Here is a 20,971-nt window from a genome sequence, read left to right on the forward strand (position 1 = left end):
TAAACCTATTTCGCCAGCTGCAATTCGCTGGCGTCTTTGCCCCGGTGCAGCAGCCGACCGTGGCGCGAAAACGTATATAAAAACAGCGCCGTCGCCAGCACTACCGTCACCACGCCCAGCATAATAAACACCGTCAGAATATCGTTATCCGCCTGCATACGCATCAATCCAACGATTATCGGGCTGACAAACATGCCCGCGAAAAAGGCGCCGGACCAGGCCCCCATTGCCCGTCCAATGAAGGCCGGGGGGATCAAGGAACCTACCCAGTAAATCATGGCATTGATCGCCATGCCTGCACCCATCTGCTGGAGAATGGAGCCCGCTCCCATGGGCAGCAGCGTACTGGACAGCCCCATAATGACCATGCCGCAGCCGATCAGGACGAGGGTTATCGCAATGACCCGCTCAGGGGAGTAGTAACGTGTGAGCAGCCCGAACAGTAATGATCCTACCGGCACGGCGAGACTGACCAGCGACATGATTAGGCCAATGTGTTGCGGGCTACTCTTATCCAGTGTGTGAAACGCATTGGCGCCGTTGATGGTATAGACGTAATAAAGGATTGCGGTAATAAAGGTGACGGCGCTGAGGGCCAGTACCCGCGACCACGGGAAGGGCTGAGTGGCAGCGGCTTGCTGCTGGCGCGGGGATTTTTGCGGTTCAAACATCCAGAAGTACATCGCCATAAACAGCAGCAGTGCGACGCTGTAGATAACAAAGGCACCGTTCCAGCGCAGGGCGGTCAGATAGCCGGAACTGGCAAGGACGATGACCGCCAGCGCCGGGCCAATGACCCCTTGCACCGTTAACCAGAACCGGCGCTTTTTGTCGTCAAAATAGTCAAGCAGCATAGTGTTGGCAATGGTCAGCACTACCGCCTCAGCCAGGCCAACACCGATGCGGCTGGCAAAGATCAGCGGCAGTGGGTGCAGCCACAGCGGCATGGTGCCGCAAATTCCGTACAGCAGCGTGGCGTTAAGCAGTAGTTTGCGCCGACCAAATTTATCCACCATCCAGCCGGTACAGGGACCCGCCACGGCGATGACCAGACCTGGCGCGGTAAGCATAAGGGGCACCAGGGTTTCCACATAAGGAACGTGGGCGAAGTGTTGGATCAGCGTCGGGACCGCCGGGGCCAGGGACACAATGGCCAGAATGGGCAGAAACGCGGTCAGGGCGATAATAATGCCCTGTACCGCGCCCGCCTGCGGCGCGGTTTTGGGTGATTGCAGATGATAGCTCACGTCTTTCTCCTATATCACCTGACACCAGATTGCGCTGCGGCGGGGTGATTTTTTTATTTTGCAGGTTGAGTACAGATCGGAGCCGAATGACTCCGGTCTCAAGAGTAGGAGGCTTTCCTGCACGCGGAAAAATTGCGAATTCACATAAGAGATATTGCGAATCTAAATACCATACGCACTGGAGGGATATTAAAAGGCCCCAACAAAATGGGGCCTGAAGGCAATGTCGTCATGCCGCACGCTTAAAGACTGTGGGGCGGGAAGAAACGCTCGATGATGTCGTCCGCAGCCATCAACGCGAGCGCAACGCTGGTGAGGGTAGGATTACAGGCGGTGGCGGTGGGAATAGAACCGTTGCCGCCAAGGTAGAGATTGTCGAACCCCCAGACCCGGGATGCAGGCGAGGTGACACAGGTGCCATCGTCCACAGGACCCATGCGATGGGTGCCCTGATAGTGCAGTGAGGTTCCGGCAGGAAGAATGATCGCTTCCCCGCCGTTTGCCACCCCATTCAATGCGGCGCCGACCTGCTGCACTGCCTTGAGTGCCTTCTCCAGGCCGGCGCGATCGGCGTCCGTCAGGGTGTAGGATAGCGTCATTCGCGGCATGCCCAGCGCATCCCGCTCATCGCTAAACATAATTCGATCGTCTTCGCGCAGATCTTTTGCGAGGAACAGGCCCAATCCGACCACCGGTTTTCCGACGTCTTTGTCGTTCTGATGAAAGGCGATGGGGGAGGTATCCATCTGCATTAACTGGCCGTGGAAAGGGAAGTCAGGCTCGTTAAAGGGAAGCCAGGTAACGCCCGACACGTTGTCACGCCCGTCCTGCGTACTGCCGGCCTTCGCGTTGGGCCGGGCCGGGGCATCCACGTCAATCAGGGCGATGACCTGAGGCTGATCGTTGAGCCAGCGGCCCAGCGCCTGCGGGCGAATACCCGATGCGTACAGCAGCTGCGGCGTGCGCAGGGCATCGGCGGCGATCACCACAACGCTGGCATGAACCTCATAATCACGTCCGGAAGGCAGATGGCGTAACATTGCCCCACTGGCCACGCCATCCCGGGTCAGGATCTGTCGGCACAGGGTATCGGGACGGATTTCCAGCCCGCGACGCGCACGGACCTCGGCCCGGGCAAGATCGCCCAGAATCGCATCGGTACCTGACCAGCGCGGCTTGCCGTCAGGCTGCGGGGTACAGGCCAGCGGCATCGGCTGCGCCAGCCTGGTCGCATCGCGTCCGTCGGAAAACCGATCGTTTAGGGCAGCAATAATGCTCTGACTGAGTGCAGTGGCGGGAAATCCCTGCTGTGTCACCTGCAGATACGCTTCTGCGGTCTCGTAGGCGGCATCCAGTCGGGTTTGATCGAGAAACGAGATCCTTTCTGAACCACTCGGGCGCGGACAGGCGCAGGTCCAGTGGATCCCCATACCGCCAATGTTGCTGGACATCGCCGCGGCGGGCATTCCCTGGTGCAGTGGCGTGGCGGTGGCAAGAGGATTAAGCAAATGCGTACCGGGACGCGCCTGCAGCACATCGGCGGGGGCATCATGGGGTATCGCCGCCAGCGGAAATGTTCTGGCCTGACCCCAGGCTTGCTCCCGCGCCTCGGGCATCAGATTACGAATATTTCCGCCGGTGTCTGAGGTGAGGGCGCTGCCTGTATCCACCATCAGGATCCGTGCCGTGGTTCGGTCTGCCAGATGGCGCGCAAACGTCGCCCCAGCCGGACCGCTACCAATAATCAGAACATCAATATCAGTGCTCATATCTCTCCTTATCTTTTTATATTATCGGGACGATGTCCCCGTAGGGTGCAACAGGTTAGCGGGTTAATGGGCTTGAGCGGGTTGCCGATGGACATCCTCCGGCAGACCTCGACTCAACAGGGCGATGATCAGCAGCACCAGCCCATTCATCCCCAGTAACGAGATAAAGGCGGACGACCAGAGCTCCGGCATCACAGCGATTTGCGTCAGATAAAAACCGCCTAGCGTAGCCATCCCCAATGCGGCGCCAAACTGTTGTCCGGTGCGAAACAGGCCTGATGCGGCCCCGGCATGGGCCACCGGGACGCGGGCCATTGCGAAGGCGGGCAGAGGGGCCGAGACCAGCCCCATGCCGCAGCCGCACAGGCCAAAACCGCAGCCCAGCAAGACCAGGCCTGTCGGCGAAGCGGCAAAAATGACGCCGGTTCCCATCAGCAGCAGGGCGGTCAGTTGTACTCCAACCCCGATGGGGGCGATATTACGTCCAAGCCTCGCGACCAGACGACGACCCGCTACGGCAATGGAGAACGCCGCCCCAAGGGCGAACGGCACATGCATCAGCGCGGTGTGCAGAGGAGAAAGGCCCAGCCCGTTTTGCAGCACCAGAGATGTTGCGAGAAGCAGTGACGCGGTGGCCAGCTGATAGAGCAGCGTGATGGTGAGGCCGGTGACAAAAAACCGGTCGCGTAATATAAACGGCGGGAACAGCGCCGCGTCGCCTGCTGTTGTCCGTCGTTTGAGGTGCTGCCAGAGCGCGGCAAGCAACAGTAATGAGATTAGCGGCATCAGGCTAATCCACCAGGGCCACTTAAGGGCAGGGGCTTCGACCAGGGTAAACAGCAGCAGGCCGCCGCCCGTCACCGCCAGCAGCGTGCCGGTCAAATCCACCTTCCGGGCGTGAGGGCTGCGTACATCCGGCAAGACCCGCCATGCCAGCACTAACGCCACCGCGACCACCGGAATATTAATTAAAAAGACCGGACGCCAGCTGAGGCCAAAAAAATCATATTCAATGATTGCCCCACCAAGGATCGGCCCAAGCACCCCGGCCGCGCCACCAAGGATGCCGAAGATACTCATCACGTTAAACCGCTCGTGGGGCGGGTAAAGCACCTGCACGAGGGAGAGAATTTGCGGCCCCATCATCGCCCCGCTGATCCCCTGCAGAATACGCATGGCGATCAGCATTTCCGGGGAGACGGCCAGACCGCATCCGGCGGAGGCCACGCCAAACAATAGCAGTCCACCCATAAACAGACGGCGATAGCCAAACAGATCCCCAAGCCGACCGCCAGTTAGTAGCAATACGGAAAAGAAAAAGAGATAGCCGGTAAAGATCCACTCAATCTGCTGGCCGCTGGCGTGGAGATCTTTTTGCAGGACCGGTACGGCAACGTTCAGAATGGAGACATCAACGATCTCCAGCACCATCGCGATGGAAACCACCACTACGGAGAAGGTACGTTTACGTTCACGGTGGGTGTCAGCGGCATCCTCTTCAGCCGCTCGGATATTGCTTAACATGATGTACCTTCAGATTTGGTTAAAATATTGTTAAAAGTAATTGACAGCATTTCGCATTTAAATAATAGAATTAGTGCACTTGTTCGGGTTTGCGGTTCTGTTGCGTTCACCTTGTGAATAATGACGGGAAAGTAAGGTTAAAAACAAGTTAAATATAGAACTAGAATTATTGTTCTATATCCTAGATGTCTTATCAGCCACCTTAAAGGGGAGGAAAGATGTACCTGTCAGCATGTATTGAATGGCTGTTTAGCCACGAGTACCCGGATATCGATGAAAGGATCCGCGCTGCGAAACGGCTCGGGTTTTCCCATGTCGAATTTCATCTCTGGCGCGAAAAACCGCTGCCTGCTATAGCGGCCGCTCTGGAAGAGACGGGCGTGAAACTGAGCAGTTTTGTGGTGGAGCCGCGCCGCAGTCTGGTCGACCCGGCGCAGCACGACGAGTTTTTAGTGGCCCTGCAGGAGAGTCTGGCCGCGGCGCAGAAGCTGGGTTCCCCTCCGTTGGTGGTGGCATCGGGCTTTAACCGGGAAGGGATCGCCTTCGATGAGCAAAAGGCACAGATGGTGACTATCTTGCGCCAGGCGGCAACGCTTGCGGAGGAAGCCGGCATCGTCTTGCTGCTTGAGCCCCTGAACACGCGCATCGATCATCCGGGCATGTTCCTGCACGACACACGTGTAGGGCTAGACGTGGTGGAAGCTGTAGCAAGCCCGCATCTGAAACTGTTGTTTGATGTTTATCACTCGACCGTGATGCAGGAAGACCTCTCTGATGTGCTGGCAGGGCGGATGCACTTGGTGGGGCATGTGCAGATTGCTCAGGCACCCGGGCGCGACGAACCTGACGCAGAGAGCACGGACTGGAAGGCGACCCTGCACACCCTCAGCACCCTGGGCTATCGCACAGCGGTGGGGCTGGAATATAAACCGTCACTGCCGGTAGTTGCGTCGGTGGCAAAAGTGTGTAACGCAACGGGTTTATCCCTGACTATGGGTCACAAAACGGAAAATCATGATGCATAACATTCAACGAGGCGTGAGCCTCTACAGTTTTCAGAACGAAACCTACCTCGGAAAAATGACACTTGAAGAGGTTATTGGTCACTGCACTCGCATGGGCGCGCGAGGTATTGAAATTATCGGTGAGCAGACTTTTCACGGCTGGCCAGAATGCGGTGTGCCGGAGCAGGCGATTACAGAATGGCACCGCCTGATGCATCAATATGATGCGGTACCGGTCTGCCATGACTTTATGCTCGATTACAAGCGCTATAAAGGACGGCCCATGCCCTTCCAGGAACAGGTGCAAAGCGTACAGCGTGATATCGATTTCGCGGCGCGCCTGGGGATGAAATTTATCCGCTCGCTGGTGTCCGTTGCCCCGGAAGTACTGGTCGCGCGCGCCGTATGCGGAGGATAAAGGTATTACCATCCTACTGGAAGTCCACGCCCCACTGCATTTCGATCATCCCTGGATCATCCGTCATGCCGAAGCATATGAGAAGGCCAACACCCGCGCGCTGGGCTTTTTACCCGATATGGGGATGTTCCTCTTCCGTTTCCCCCGCGTCTGGAAAGAGCGCTTTATTCGCAACGGTTGCCCGCAGGAAGCAGCAGATTTCATTGAGAAAGCCTTTGATGACCGCATTCTCAGCGAATATGTGATTCTGGATGTGATGCAAAATGGGGCCCGGCCGCAGGTAGCCATGGCAGAAACACTGCGTCATAACGCGGCCTTTGAACCGAAGCGAATGCTCGATTTTATGCCTCGTATTCACAATATCCACGCAAAATTCTATGAGATGACCGACGAGATAGCTGAATGGTCAATTCCTTATGACGAGGTGTTCCGCGTACTGAAGCAGGGCGGCTATCAAGGATATGTTTGTTCGGAATATGAGGGCAACCGCTGGATTGAGGACGCCCAAGAGGTCGACAGCCTTGAACAGGTTCGCCGCCAGCAGCTGATGTTCTGCCGCTTATTAAACGAAACGCCACCTCCGGCATTACTGACCCAATAAGGAGCTTATCCTATGTTCGATCATCACATTATTTGCCGCAACACGTTGCATAATGTCGTCGATAACGACGACATTATTGGCTTTCGCTTTCAGGCTCGCTTGCCCTATTACCGCGGGCTGGGACTATCGATGGTGGAAGATTTAGCCATCACCATTAACGGCGAGAAGATTGACCGGCAGGCTATACGATTAGGGCTTCGTGGACGGGAATGGGCCCTGGATGAGCTGGAGACGGTTTACGATGACCGATGGAATTTTGGCGAGAAAGCCACCATTACCGTACATAAACCGGGCGGGCTGACCCAGGGTAAACATCAGCTTGAACTGGCGGAGCAACTGCGTATCTCCTACCTACCTTTCGTGCCGATTACGCGCTTTGCAACCGAACTGGAATTGAATGCTAGCTAGATTTGATGTTCTAGAACATTTTATTGTAATCAAAATAAAATAATAAAAGTCCGCTCAACTTAGCATCACGTCGAGTGGACTTTCAATAATTAACTAAAATATATCAAGAACACTACTTACATATAGATTTTAATTCTTTTAGTATAATACATACGTAATGGTTAAATATTAAAGAAAACCTTGTGTCAATCATCATTTTGGTGAAGATGACAAGACGTGGCTATCATCTATCGAACAATACCAGGACAAAGTATTGATAGGGAAAAACTTGGTATTATTGAATTATTATGCTTTTCAGTAAGCCATAATAAAGTACACCGCTGTATCAACTGCGAGTTACAAATAACCTCCCAGATTTAATTTTATTTATCATTTCTGAATGATAAAACATGAAATGACGGTGGCTTTACTCAGGACATCTGGTAACCGATTTCATCTGATCGCTTATTTTTACTATTTTGCTAAGCAGTTTTCTAGTTTGGAAAGAGAGCTTTTAAGACCAACCCCGAAGGAGAAGGGTGCTATCATTGATATCTTGTCGACCACTTTTCAAAGCATTGACTTGAGTCGGACCACAAAACTGCGCTTTACGTGCAATACCCGAAACGCTCATACTTAGTAAAGCCGTACCAATCAATCCATTGTTCATTTATTTCTTTCTTCATGGCAATGTATTACGTGCAAGAAAATGCATTCAGTATGTAAGTAATTATAAGGTCATTCCAGATGATATGAATAGATTATATGCAGTACGCTATAAATCTATCTCATTTATGAATTTCTCGATTTTAATACCTGCTATATATCTCACTGCCCTTTATATACAACGAAATGAAAAAATTCAACGATCCTGTATGTGAAGATTTAAAACGAAGAAAATTCGCCTTTATGATAGTACTTTTGTATATCCCCTCTGACTCAAACCATTAACGATATTTACAAGGCCCATGGCAAATACGAGGATTACGCATCTTTTTTATTTTATAGTTGCTATTGTGAGCATCGCATCAGGTTAAAAACCGACCGTTAGCTAGTTAAGATTCTTTCCGGGCATGCTCCTGTCACAGTAAGTACCTGTTCATTAAGTATTCTTGCTCTATATCAGACAGTTGTAAGTACGGGTTGTATAGGTTTTTATTTCTACTTATTAAAATGTACGTTTGAAAAAGTAGAACTCCTGCGTTACGCTCATGCAGAATGATTCCCCCCGATTTTTCGCACAGCACGCCGGACAGATTCTGGCCAGACGGGAGCCTGACATGAACCTGATGACGGATGACGATCCGGAGCTAAACCTACTTACGGAATTAAATTCTCCTGACGCAACTTTTTTACCGACCCTGTCAGATAATGACTTACCCATAAATCCGGCCAGGGCCTATCTGCTCTCCCTGAATTCTCCTCGCAGCCGGCAGACCATGGCTTCATTTCTCGGCGTAGTCGCCAGGATGCTTGGGGCAGCGAACTATGAAACCTGCAACTGGGGCAGTCTGCGACGGCATCACATCATGGGGATCGCCGAGCTGTTGCGTGATACAGGCCGTGCCACGGCAACTGTAAACACCTACCTGTCGGCCCTCAAGGGTGTGGCAAAAGAAGCCTGGATGCTCCGGTTAATGGACGTTGATAGCTTCCAGCACATTCGTGCCGTACGTAACCTCCGCGGCAGCTATTTGCCGAGCGGGCGGGCCTTGCCACGCGAGGAAATCCGCTTATTGTTTGCTGTATGCGATGCCGACCGCAGTTGCCTCGGGCCACGGGACGCAGCGATGCTGGCAGTGATTCTTGGCTGTGGTCTGCGTCGCTCTGAGGCCGTGGGGCTGGATATTAGTGACGTTGTCACGCGGGATCGGGCGCTACGAGTATTGGGGAAGGGGAATAAAGAGCGGCTGACCTATATACCGGCCAGTGCCTGGCAGCGGTTGAAAATCTGGATCGATGAGGTCAGGGGCGAGACCCCCGGGCCTTTGTATACGCGCATTCGCCGCTTCGGGGATGTGACTCTGAACCGGCTCACTGACCAGGCGGTTTACCATATCCTGCAGGTGCGTCAGGGCCAGGCGGGGATCAGCAAATGCTCGCCGCATGACCTGAGACGAACCTTCGCAACGGCGATGCTGGATAATGGTGAGGATCTGATTACGGTGAAGGATGCGATGGGCCACGCCAGCATTACCACAACCCAGCAGTACGACCGCCGTGGTGAGCAACGTCTGCAGGAAGCACGGGACAGGCTGAATCTCTTTAAGTGATTTTCGGCTGGTTAAAGGTTTAGCGGATAAATTACACATTACTCTTACAATTGGACGATGCATGTCATCCAATGAGATATCTCTCTGTATATACATGACAGTTAAAAATATAGGGCAGGAAGGTCTATCGAGTTGGATGCATTCCATGAATGACTCTGAGATGTCTGTTAATTCATGGCGATTCAACCTATTCTGCTTTCAAGACTGCCTGGCAAGGCAGTCTGCAACTAAAGGTAGGTTGTGATCGTGGTAAGTGAAAGAACTCAATCTACTTCTTAAACGCGTGGGTAATTATACTATCCTGATCACAATTCTTCCACCCCATACTCTTTCATCTTACGCCATAAAGTAGTTGGGCTTATTCCCAGAATAACCCCGGCTTTAGCGCGATCGCCCTTGGTCTGTTTTATTACAGAACGAATAAGTTTCTGCTCCTGCCTTTTTAATAATCCCACCTCGTCATTTGGCAATTCAATTTTATTTGCGCTCAATCCTTCAGAAGATTGGAAGTAAAAAAATTCTTTCAGTGCAGAGACATCTACTACTCTTGAATTGTGTAGCACAACTAATCTGAATATAACGGCTTGTAGTTCTCGAATATTGCCAGGCCAATTGTAATTGTTGAGAAAAGTAATAGCTTCATCAGTAAAATTAATTTTCTTTTCCAGCTTCGACAGTAAATATGTGATAAGCATCATGACGTCACCAATGCGTTCTTTAAGAGCTGGTAAGCGTAGTTCTAGTATATTAATACGATACCAAAGATCCTGACGAAACTCCCCAGCATCCACTTGCGCACAAAGATCTTTATTACTCGCTGTAATCAGGCGGAAGTTAGCGTTGATTAACGTATCCCCCCCCACACGGCTGAATTTTTTTTCCTGCAAAATACGTAGCAATTTAATCTGCACAATAAGAGGTGCTTCACTGATTTCATCAATGAATACAGTACCATTCATTGCCATCTCAAAAATGCCGGGTTTGCCACCCCGCCTTGCATTAGTGAAGGCTCCTTCGGCATAACCAAAAAGCTCACTTTCCAGAAGCGTTTCCGGAATGGCAGCACAGTTAATGGCAATAAATGGCTCGGCGCTACGCGAACTGGCGTGATGGATACTCTGGGCAAAAAGCTCTTTGCCAGTGCCTGTATCTCCCTGAATATTCACCGGCAGGTCGTGCGTGGCATAAATTTTGGCGCGGCTAATCACTGCTTCCATGGCTGGCGAGCTTCCAATAATGTCGGAGAACGAGTAAGTAGTAAGAAAGCCTTTATTATCGCCCTTTTTGATGCTCCGTGAAGCATTCCAGGCCGCCTGTTCAGCTCTGATGCCAGTAATAATGGTGTAATAACCGTGCTTGTTAGAATAGTGTTTCATCGAAAGAAGCACTGTATCGCCATCAATCTCCAGCATGTGTTCTTTTATATCAAGTTCATTGATTATGCTGGCAAAAATTCCCTTAAACGCCTCTTTTTTGAAAATTCTGTCTCCAACATTGCACTTAAACAACGAGAAACCCGGGGCATTAATGTTGATTATCTCTCCTGACTGATCCAGAAACATAATCCCCTCGCGCGATTCATTTAACGCTGACCAGGACATTGCCAGTTTTGTGCTCTCTCCAGTAATGTACTCTAACATACTGGCTGCTACGTCAAGTGCTTGTTCAATGGAAATATTGTCTGTATCGCCCATTACAACTTTCAGACCATATTTTTTCGCCATCTCAGCTACGGTCAGACCACCTATAACTAACTGGTAATCATTGTCCGCCAGATTTTTTACTACATTTTCGATATCGTTGTGGTTGTAGACTTGGCAAATTTTAAACTCGTTACCTGTCATGCTCTGGTAATGGCGAAGGACATTGCAGAACTGCGGAAAACCTACTGCAGCGATTTTTTGCGACTTTGTACGTGCTTCATGTAAAATGCGATAGATACCGTGCAAGTCATGAGCAATTTCGACAACAGGGATATGCAGGTTACTACGTAGCAATGCCGCTGTACCGCCCCGACTGATAAGTATTTTTGTTCCACTCTGAACTAACTGGCGTGCTTTTTCTAACACTTCAAAATAGCAATATTCGTAAACGGGGATCGCACTTTTCCTTTCCAGAAGTACATTGGATATGCGTTGAGTAATAGTTTTTGAAACTGAAAAAATAGCAATTTCTTGGTTTTGCATAGGAAGCTTAAGTTTATTAATTTAAATGCAGGGCATCATATCGCCAGCCCTGTGAAACTGAAAGTACCGAATGATGAAAATATGAAAGCCTGCGCATATTTTGTGCGCAGGCAATAATTATTAAACAGGTTTATTACACAAGCCGTTGACGACGATAGACAATTTGCCCATTGCTGATGGTTGCGCAATTATCGATATAATGGTCGCCCCATAGCTGCGCACCTTTGGTATCTTCAAACATAATCTTTTCTTTACGCAGCTTCACAATGGCAATATCAGCAAGCGCACCGGGCGTGAGTGTGCCAATCTGCTCATGCATTTTCATCAGTCGTGCGGGTGTATGTGTCACTGCACGAACCACATCAAAGAATGACATACCCATGTTCAGATATTTCGACATGATAAACAGCAGACTGAAGACTTTGTCGGTGCGCAGACTGTTACGTAGAGTAAGGTCGGTGCTAATGATATCCGGGTAGAAGTCCTGTTCCATAGCGTTGCGAGCCACCTTGAAATCAAAATGCGCCACGCCGTTAGAGCAGTCAAATATGACCCCGCGTTTCTTGGCCTCCATAATAGCCGGGAACAGATCGCCATTTTCCCGAAGAATGGCATTACCGGTGCCGTGGAAACAGTGCGCGTAAATATCATCAGTCTGGAAGTGACTAATCAATTCATCGGCTGGCAGGCGCGAATCCGTCACGTGTACGCACAATGTGGTATTCAGCGCCCTTGCCAGTCCCACGGTGGCGTAGAAAGGATCGCCACTGAAATTGCGGCCAGTGGCAATATCCTGGCTGTAACGCAGTTTCAGTCCAAGAATATTGTCGCGGTTCTCCTCCAGTGTCTGGCTGATTTTTTCCACATTGAAGTTGGCCGGATTGGTGTTTTCCAGATAACCCGTGGGCCCACCGCCGAGTGTAGAAAGTCCCACATTCACTACGTTGAGATAGCTTTTGATTCGCGTCTGAGCCATATTAATGACGCTATTGCGGAACAATTTATAATTCACCCAGCCACTGCTCCCGGCATCCACCACGCTAGTAACGCCATTGGGCAGGCAGATCACATCTGGATTAACGCTGATCGCGGCGCCGCCATGAAAAACGTGGGCATGGAAGTCAATTAATCCAGGAAGAACAATGCAACCTGCCGCATCGATGACAGTTTCAGCGTCTGTGCTTTCAAGGGCCCGCAAATCTACAATACGGTTGCCGACGATACCAATGTTCTGGTTTACATACTTTGCGTTGTCGAGGTCAGCCACCAGACCATTTTTAATGAGAATATCCAGTTTCATTTCGCTTTGTCCTAATTAGATGCCGATCAGTTTCCAGTAAGGGATACCAATCAGGAAGAAGACCAGAACGTTGACCAGCACCATAATGGTCCCGAGCAACCAGAATGTCTTTTGCGGCACATAGCCACTGGAGAAGGTGAAGACACCCGCACCGTTACCGTAGTGTGTCAGCAGTGCGCCGTAGCCCGCAGAGAAAGCAAGAGAGAGCGCGATGTACATTGGATGTGCCTGAGTGGTCATACCTAGAGTAAAAAGAACCGGGTAGAAGGAAACGACGAAGGCACTGTTGGAGACGAAGAAGTAGCGTACCGCAAGGCTTATAAACACCAGCACACCAAGGGCGCTAATTTCACTCAACTGAGACAAGTCGAGATAGGTTTTAATCACATCGACCAGGTAGACATAAAAGCCGCCTTTGGAAAGTGCTACGGCACAGCCGTAGAACGCTCCGTACCAGACGAAAGTTTGCCATGCGGATTTTTCGCTAACTACATCATTCCAACTCAGCACCCCGAATAGCAACAGACAAGCAAGGAAAGCGAGACCGACTGGAATAAACTCGATACCTGTTATGGAGCCGGTCATCCAGCCGATAATTCCCAGCACAAAGAAGACAATCAGGAGCTTCTCTTCGCGCTTCACAGGACCAAGTTCCTGTAATCCCTTACTGGCGATTTCGTTAACGTTGGTGATGGTTTTCAGTTCAGGAGCATAGAGTTTATAAAGGATCCAGGGAGCCGCTAAAAGCACAATACCTGCTGGTACGACGGCCGCTTTGAACCATACCATCCATTCAAGATTTACGTTCATGATCTCGTTAGCGAGCGAGACTGTAATAGAGTTGGTGGCCATCCCGGTCAAAAACAGACTAGATGTGCCCATCGATACCACATACATCAGGATTGTGAGATATGCCCCAATTTTGCGGCTACCCTCATCCGGCTTCGAACCCAGAGCTTCGGCAATATTACGAAAAATAGGATAAGTGATGCCTCCTGAGCGTGACATGTTTGACCCTGTAGCTGGCGCCAATACGGTATCAGTGATCATCATCAGATAGCCCAGAGTCAGTGTATTTTTACCGTACCGCTTAAGTAACAGGTAGGCGATACGTTTACCTAATCCCGTGATTACGAAAGCCTTACAGATAATAAATGCACTGATGATAAACCATACCATCGGGCTACCAAATCCGGCAAACAGCGGACCTGGTTCAATCACCAATGAGGCGAAACCGAGGATGATAAGCATGATGACAGCGTCGGTAAATGGGCGCAGAACCAGCCCGCACAGCATCGCCAGATAGATACCGACCATTTCCCATGTCTGGGCAGAAACGCCTTCCGGATGGGGTATGACCCAAAAAAGGACGGGAAAAAAGATAATGGGTAATAGTTTAAGATAAAGCATGTTTACATTACCTGTATTTAGTCGCTGCACACTCTGACTCCAGCGTGTGCAGCATCTCATTATGAATACGAATTAGCGGCAGACGTTGTCGATGAACTCAACACCTTTTTCGTCCAATGATTTTCTTACCCATGCACGGTTGGCCGTGCCATTTTTAGCAGCTTCCACTTTGCCAGCATCAAATTTGGAGTAGTCCATGGCTTTGTCCAGCAGCGCAGCTGCATCGTTCAGGGGGACAACAATCACGCCGTCAGCATCGCCGATAATAAGGTCACCAGGGCACACTGCTACACCACCGACAGCTATCGGCGTGTTAACTTCCCCAGGGCCTTCTTTAAACGGTCCAGCCGGATTAGAGCCGGTGGCAAAGATTGGGAAATCCAGTATTGAAAGGGCATCGATATCCCGGACAGGGCCATCCAGAACAATGCCAGCGATTTTTCTGGTGCAGTGGGCGTAAGCCACCATAATTTCGCCCATCAGTGCTCGGGAGCGGTCGCCTTCATTAGAGACCACGATGACATCATTCTCCGTAGCCATATCCAGGGCAGCGTGCAGCATCAGGTTATCGCCTGCACGTGCTTTAACTGTAATGGCATAGCCTGCCATAATAGGTTTCTTAGGCGACGATATACGCTTAATACCATTACCGAGGACCGCAATACGGTTCATAGTATCGGCAATATTTGCCGCGGGCAGTTGCTCATACTGCTTCAATAAGTCAATGTCGAATGCCGGACGTTTGGTGAAAACACGATTACCAATAGACATCATTTTCTCCTTAAAAACCTGGCACCGGCCAGGATGGTTTTTTACCCGAAAGGACTTCGTCAATACCGATTGCAGAGTGCAGTGAAGCGCGGTCAGTAGCTTCCTTGGTGGCTGCGCCAATGTGTGGAGCAATTACGATATTGCTCAATGTGAAAATCGGATCTGCAGGATCGAAAGGTTCTTTTTTCAGTACATCCACCCCGGCCCCAGCTATGGCATGGGTTGAAAGCGCGTGGTAAAGGGCTTTTTCATCCACAAGCTTGCCACGCGCGGTGTTGATGAAATAGGCGGAAGGTTTCATCAATGCGAATTGTTTTTCGCCAACGAAGTTATTGGTTTCCACATTTGCTGGGCAGTGTAGAGAAACAAAATCACTTTCTTTGAAGATACGGTCAAGGTCGTCAGTTAATTCGACCCCTGCCGGCATTTGGTCCAAATTTTTGTAAGGATCATAGGCAATGACTTTCATGTTGAAGCCGTGCAGGGCTTTAAGAGCAACACGAGAACCAATATTACCTACGCCTACCAGACCCAGGGTTTTACCATCTAGCTCTACTTTTTGGGTGCGCAGTTTTGCCCAGTAGTAATCTTTGAGCATATTATCTTCGACTAGCTTAAAGTTGCGCGAGCAATAAAGCATGTAAAAAATGGCCAGTTCGGCAACAGACATACTATTAGCAACGGGTGCATTTAATACCGTCACACCATGGCGTTTGGCGGATTCTAAATCAACAGTGTCGTAACCTGCACCATGACGGGCTACCACTTTTAATTTTTTCGCCGCATCGAATACACGATCGGACATTTTAGAGAGTCGAACAATAATACCGTCACAGTCAGGGATATCACGGATGATATCTTCCTCTTCCATCCCGGAGCCGGTAATCAATTCATAACCACGACTCTCAAGATATTCTCTACCTTCTTTCATGATTTCTTGTGGAAGCAAAATTTTATAGGTCATCAATCGTTCTCCTGTGTTGTTTTGTATTATACATTGCAGGAAGCGTGCCAACTGCCCTAATACAGGATGATGCTTATCTTAATCAATTGATTAGTATGATTTTTTTTAACTAATGTTTTTGGGGTGATGAATCAAAGAGTGATATTAGCCACACTAAATGTAAGCCATAAGTCTTTCGTTATTTCAAAATGAATTTTTTTATTTTATTTTGAAATAAGAAATCATAAGTAAATCACGTTAATTACTGGAACTGAAGTGATCAACTAAAACTCGCACCGCCTCAAAAGCTATAGCAGTATCAGAGGCTGTATAATTTTGGTCGACAACCAGTTGAGCTGATTCGCGTCTGAATTGAGGACTATGATTTCTTTTTTCATTGGTGCATCTGTGTTTTTCTGATGCGAGCATATCACCGCTGTTCGGCTAGCCAAATTCAGTACATCACTTTAATCCAGCGGAACAGACGTTGATACAATGTCATTGCCTGCTTCAGTCTGCTTTCAAACCAGTTGCGATAAATCTGCACATGGATTTAACTGAACGAGCAGCCCGGCATAGCTGTTCAGCACATTCGCGCCCGGTGCTTACTGTTATAATTCGCGAGTGTAATCCACCGGCGGATTACATTTATCTTAAATACTGTGGGGGGAACCATTGCGCTATGCAAGCCAGTTCGTCTGGGATGGTAATTAAAACTGTTGTCCCTGATACTTATTGTACTATTAACGGAATACTGATCTCCTCCAGTACCTAGTTGATATGGCTCTCCACGGATTTCTGGCGCGGCTTCAGGGGAAACGGTGGTAGTATTAAGGCATCACCTCATCCGCTGAAAATAATGCGCCAGTTTATCGTCAGAACCTTGGAGTATTCGATAGCCGGCATCACGTTAAACACACCGCTGCCCGATAGGTCGCCATATTCTATGCGTGTTAATAGGAGCCCCTTATATAAGGTGGTTACAGACCTGTAACCCTTTGTGTGTACGTCCGCTTTGAGTTCACCCCAAAAAGCGGACTTTACTGACAGCAATTTGTAAAAGGTGTGGGATTATTTAACCTAGTGTTTCCTTCTGGCTACACAGGCAGCCTTAAATTCGTACGTAATACTTCCTCTATATACTGGCTCGAATTATACGGTTTTTCCCGGCTGACTTAGCCTGATATAGAGCTAAATCAGCTCGTTTTAGTAGGGATTGTCCAGTATCGTCAGGTTTAAATACTGCAATGCCACAGCTAAATGTCACTTGTAGATTTTTTTCACGCCATTGCCGCTGTGCGACCACCAAACGCCAGGTTTCCAGGGCTTCCAGATATGTCTCAATATCGTTACCTTTGAACAGCACAACCAGTTCTTCTCCTCCAAAACGATAAAGCGATGCGTGGTTTTCGTCCATGATGGACTTACCGGTTTTACCCATGTAGTGAAGTACACTATCTCCCACATCATGACCATAAGTGTCATTAATGGTTTTGAAGTTATCCAGATCAATGATTGCCAGCCAGAAAGTGTTACTTTCCTTAATCATACACTCCAGCTTTTCGTCAAATTTACGCCGGTTTCCAATCTTCATCAGCGGGTCTTCTGTGGAGATATGATAGGCATCATTTAGATCCCTGTTCCTCTTTTTTATGTTCTCGTATAAATTTTCAAAATCCTTTTTCTTCTCGTTATAATCGATGCCATTAGAAAGCATATAAAGGGTACGCATGAGATCACGTACGTAAAAATGTGCGACGAAAATAAGCACCAGGTAGATGGTGAGAGAAATTATAACCATATAAATCAGAGAATAAGGTATCTCATTTACCCATTTATCATAGCGTGCCTCATCCACAACCGTAAACGACTTCCAGGACGGATTTGTTAACGTTTTGTAGAAAACATACTGGTGCAATTTATTATCATAGAATCGGCCTTCTTTCCCGATGGATTTTGTAATCCATTCACGAGGCACCGACATAACTTCATCATCTTTTCCACTTGAAGTCATGATAACGGTACCGTTATTTGCAACAACAATATACCGTCCTTCAAATGGGGCAATGATAGAGTTAAGGGTTTTACTCATAGACTGTAAATCCAGATTAAAAGCAATGTTTCCGTATCTGTTCATTTCTATATCAAACAGATTTTTGCTCACCGTGATAGTTTGCTTCACGATATCGTGATGCTTTTCTGAGAAGACAAAATTGTATGGTTCAGAAAAGTATACCCTGTGATGAAGATTGATGTCAGGATATAAAGGGATTTGCTGAATATGAGAATTCTTCAGTTCAAAGGACGGATAAATTGCGTAATTTCCTTCCACATCAGACAGGATTGCTGCATTGAAAAAGGGTAGTGAAGGAACCACTGAAGATAGGATGGTTCCTACCATACCTTTATTACTGTCAATATAGTTGTGTAGCCCCGTAGGTGACAACCGATTGGATATAATAGTCAAAACCAATTCTATATCATCTATCTGCCGGTTGATACACTTCGTTGTTGTATTGTGGGTGAAGCGAGAAAGATTTTCATTAAAAATGCGAGTTCTTTCGTCTTTTATGTGATTCAGGTTCCATAACATAAGAATGGCGAAAGGAACAAAAGTAATGAGCATAAACAGGAAATATATTCCATTCTGCTTTAACTTAATGCGACCAGTTTTCATTAGCTATCCTGCAATAATCTTTTATTGACTGGCTTTAGATTAAACCCTCTGAAAGCAGTTTATTTTACAACCAATTTTTCACTATACGAATGGATGAAATCAATTTTACTGACAGGCGGAGAGAAAAGAAATCCCTGGACATATCTGACGTTCATCTCTCGTAGCATGGATAACTGCTCCTGTTCCTCTAAGCCTTCAACAATAATTTCAGTATTAAAATTGTGAAAGACATTGATGAGGTTTTTGATTAACGATATTTTACTGTTAGTCAGCAAATTCTTATCTAACTTAGCAAAGTCAAATCTGAAATACTGTAGTGTTCTTAATGCATAGTTCAGGCTGTCAACATCATCCCATGCGATAAGAAAGCCATACTCACGTAATCTTAACGCATTCCTGATTGCATAATTATTTAAAGGTATGTTGCTTTCGGTGATTTCAAGGATGATATGATGTGCAATTTTCTGATCGATCTCTTTACAAATCAATGATGCAAAGTCAGGAAGATTAAATGAGTAAGGGGAGAAATTGAAACTAAACCGAAAGTGACTCTGTTGCAGCAGGTCATTATCGCAAATAAATTGAACACCCTCTCTTAATGAAAATAAATCTATGTTTAAAACTGAACCGTTTGCTTCAGATAAGCTTATGAATTCTTCAGGATTGATCATTTCATTACCATATGTTCCTCGTATCAAAACCTCTGCCCCGACACAGCGGGAGTCAACGATGTCGATACAAGGTTGAAGAACTATATCAAGACAACCTTGAACGTTACCATCAGAAATTTTATTTATTAACCAATTAACTTTAAATTCATTAATCATTAGATTCTTCTCGGGAATTTCCACTTAGTCTTTTAGATGCTTTTTTGTAGTCTTACTCACTCTCACATCAGAATTCTAATAATAACCATGGTGATTATCTAATATGTGATGTGAAATTTTCACACATCATGTTACATTTACAAATAAAGAATAACCACAAAAATAATAATGATTTTTCGGTATTCTGCAATCCATTCATCTAAAGTCAGAATCTGATTGCGACTGAATGTTGACTACTGAATGCCTCGTTAAAATCTTGTATTTGTATCGATAATGTCGAGTGATTAGTTCTAACTCACTCTCTGCTGGTTAAATTATATGTAGAATAGCCATAAGAATCTGTATGACTATTCTGCTCCGCCTCTTGCGGTATATCGTAACTTTCATTTTTATGATGCTGTCATCGTACTTTCATTTACAGAAAAGTAACGGCATTTGATTTCTGTACTATTTCTTTATGTCTGAAGTCATTGCGAATTATTATTACATGATTATCTTGAGATGTTTAATTGGCTAATTATGAGTCTGCTACTTAAGTAATTGTCCTATAACAGCCTTAGCTACTATTTCTGTGACCGTGGGAAAATGCTGTGGTAGGTGTTCTGACCCAAATGGTCAAGACGCTGTCTTTGATGGCCCGGATTTTAAATCCAGAGTGTAGTTTAGTGCTGCTTCCCCAATCGGATTAGTTCAGGCCAAAAGTTGTTTGCAACTCTCTGAGACGCTGCTGATACTGCGTTTTAATGCAGGCATCATGATCCGTTTCTTTCCAGCATTCATCTCGCCCTTTGATCCAGCCGCGTTGTGTTGCCTTCAGCGTTTTGTCACTGCCAGATTTTTCCAGCGCCGCACTCCAGGTTTTTGCCATCTGGCGATCGAGTGCGGAGAGTTCCGGACTCTTGCAGATGCGCTCTTCCATACTACCTTCACGAATGCCTTTACAGGAGAACGATGGCCCTTGTGCGGGTGCGGTTGACGCCTTCGCCGCTACTGGCGTAAAGCTGCGCTGATCTTCCGGAAAGCACACGCCATTAGCGCTGCCCGGACCGGTAAAGGAGACCGCCGGGTTTCCGTCACTTTGACGGATAATACTTAAAACCACGTCACCCTGTCGGGCTTCCCAATAGTTTTCGTTAATGTTTTTAACTGTTGTCGGTTGCCTGTTCAGCCAGACCCCGCCTTGACCATCGCTATAGGCACCCCCAGCGCTGGTACAGCTAAAGTTAAACGGTTGCGGTGAAGCCGCAAACGCAGAGAACGATAGAAAGATTAGTGTAAACAACATAATTTTTTCATATTAACTCCTGTCTGGTAGATTCCGAAAACACTGCCTATAACTCACCAGGGTAATAACAGAGGCGTCTGAGTTCATATCGTGATGCGGGTCATTGCTCAATTATTTACTGAAATTATGAATTCTACACCAATTTTGAATCTTGCATTAATGTTATGGGTTGACAGGCGCTATTTTTTCTTGCGCATATTTCAGCGCATCTTTTGGCATGTGAATTCACGATCATTACTCCATAGGTATTGCCTATAGCAACCGTGAAATTTACATAAAATTACTTTTTAGGACAGACGATTGCGGACATTATGTAACTACCTGTTTTGATAGGTATCACGGTTAAGAT

The 20,971-nt window shown here is 47.8% G+C and carries 16 protein-coding genes; 5 read left to right on the forward strand and 11 right to left on the reverse strand.

The window, feature by feature from the left end; genetic code table 11:
- Positions 1–5 precede the first annotated feature (5 nt).
- The 3 genes from K5I40_RS18570 to K5I40_RS18580 form a co-directional block, all read right to left on the reverse strand.
- Complete coding sequence (locus K5I40_RS18570) at positions 6–1,247, reverse strand: MFS transporter (protein ID WP_251929778.1); 1,242 nt, start codon at positions 1,245–1,247, stop codon at positions 6–8.
- A gap of 242 nt (positions 1,248–1,489) precedes the next feature.
- Positions 1,490–3,016 (reverse strand): GMC oxidoreductase, encoded by a 1,527-nt coding sequence (locus tag K5I40_RS18575; RefSeq protein ID WP_223075196.1) that lies wholly within the window; start codon positions 3,014–3,016, stop codon positions 1,490–1,492.
- Between the two features lie 63 nt (positions 3,017–3,079).
- Positions 3,080–4,540 carry an MFS transporter gene (locus tag K5I40_RS18580; protein ID WP_223075197.1) on the reverse strand — a complete coding sequence of 487 codons (1,461 nt, stop codon included), beginning with the start codon at positions 4,538–4,540 and terminating at the stop codon, positions 3,080–3,082.
- A gap of 218 nt (positions 4,541–4,758) precedes the next feature.
- Here K5I40_RS18580 and K5I40_RS18585 point away from each other — a divergent pair, with 218 nt between their 5' ends.
- The 5 genes from K5I40_RS18585 (at position 4,759) to K5I40_RS18605 (ending at position 9,223) form a co-directional block, all read left to right on the forward strand.
- A complete protein-coding gene (locus K5I40_RS18585) occupies positions 4,759–5,565 on the forward strand; it encodes a TIM barrel protein (protein WP_223075198.1) in 807 nt (268 codons plus the stop codon).
- Positions 5,555–5,962 (forward strand): hypothetical protein, encoded by a 408-nt coding sequence (locus tag K5I40_RS18590; protein WP_251931028.1) that lies wholly within the window; start codon positions 5,555–5,557, stop codon positions 5,960–5,962. The genes K5I40_RS18585 and K5I40_RS18590 overlap by 11 nt, the downstream gene beginning before the upstream one ends.
- On the forward strand, positions 5,919–6,563 hold the full coding sequence (locus tag K5I40_RS18595; protein WP_251931029.1) for a hypothetical protein: 645 nt from the start codon (positions 5,919–5,921) through the stop codon (positions 6,561–6,563). The genes K5I40_RS18590 and K5I40_RS18595 overlap by 44 nt, the downstream gene beginning before the upstream one ends.
- 12 nt (positions 6,564–6,575) lie before the next feature.
- Complete coding sequence (locus tag K5I40_RS18600; protein ID WP_223075199.1) at positions 6,576–6,971, forward strand: DUF6379 domain-containing protein; 396 nt, start codon at positions 6,576–6,578, stop codon at positions 6,969–6,971.
- Positions 6,972–8,230: 1,259 nt separating this feature from the next.
- Complete coding sequence (locus tag K5I40_RS18605; protein ID WP_223075200.1) at positions 8,231–9,223, forward strand: tyrosine-type recombinase/integrase; 993 nt, start codon at positions 8,231–8,233, stop codon at positions 9,221–9,223.
- Positions 9,224–9,528: 305 nt separating this feature from the next.
- Here K5I40_RS18605 and K5I40_RS18610 read toward each other — a convergent pair whose 3' ends face one another.
- The 8 genes from K5I40_RS18610 to K5I40_RS18645 form a co-directional block, all read right to left on the reverse strand.
- Positions 9,529–11,409: a sigma 54-interacting transcriptional regulator gene (locus K5I40_RS18610; protein WP_223075201.1), complete on the reverse strand. Its 1,881-nt coding sequence runs from the start codon at positions 11,407–11,409 to the stop codon at positions 9,529–9,531.
- Positions 11,410–11,542: 133 nt separating this feature from the next.
- Positions 11,543–12,709, reverse strand: coding sequence for a metallo-dependent hydrolase (locus K5I40_RS18615; protein WP_223075202.1), 1,167 nt, complete (start codon positions 12,707–12,709; stop codon positions 11,543–11,545).
- Between the two features lie 15 nt (positions 12,710–12,724).
- A complete protein-coding gene (locus K5I40_RS18620) occupies positions 12,725–14,119 on the reverse strand; it encodes a DASS family sodium-coupled anion symporter (RefSeq protein WP_223075290.1) in 1,395 nt (464 codons plus the stop codon).
- A gap of 72 nt (positions 14,120–14,191) precedes the next feature.
- Positions 14,192–14,890 (reverse strand): RraA family protein, encoded by a 699-nt coding sequence (locus K5I40_RS18625; protein ID WP_223075203.1) that lies wholly within the window; start codon positions 14,888–14,890, stop codon positions 14,192–14,194.
- Between the two features lie 10 nt (positions 14,891–14,900).
- Positions 14,901–15,854, reverse strand: a complete 954-nt coding sequence (locus K5I40_RS18630) for a hydroxyacid dehydrogenase (RefSeq protein WP_223075204.1) — start codon at positions 15,852–15,854, stop codon at positions 14,901–14,903.
- A gap of 1,114 nt (positions 15,855–16,968) precedes the next feature.
- Positions 16,969–18,510, reverse strand: a complete 1,542-nt coding sequence (locus tag K5I40_RS18635; protein ID WP_223075205.1) for a sensor domain-containing diguanylate cyclase — start codon at positions 18,508–18,510, stop codon at positions 16,969–16,971.
- A 59-nt stretch (positions 18,511–18,569) separates the two neighbouring features.
- Positions 18,570–19,337 carry an EAL domain-containing protein gene (locus K5I40_RS18640; RefSeq protein WP_223075206.1) on the reverse strand — a complete coding sequence of 256 codons (768 nt, stop codon included), beginning with the start codon at positions 19,335–19,337 and terminating at the stop codon, positions 18,570–18,572.
- A gap of 685 nt (positions 19,338–20,022) precedes the next feature.
- On the reverse strand, positions 20,023–20,622 hold the full coding sequence (locus K5I40_RS18645) for a lysozyme inhibitor LprI family protein (RefSeq protein ID WP_251931030.1): 600 nt from the start codon (positions 20,620–20,622) through the stop codon (positions 20,023–20,025).
- Positions 20,623–20,971 lie beyond the last annotated feature (349 nt).

Origin of the sequence: Leclercia sp. LTM14, from assembly GCF_023736175.1 — a bacterium.
GTDB lineage: Bacteria > Pseudomonadota > Gammaproteobacteria > Enterobacterales > Enterobacteriaceae > Enterobacter > Enterobacter barmai.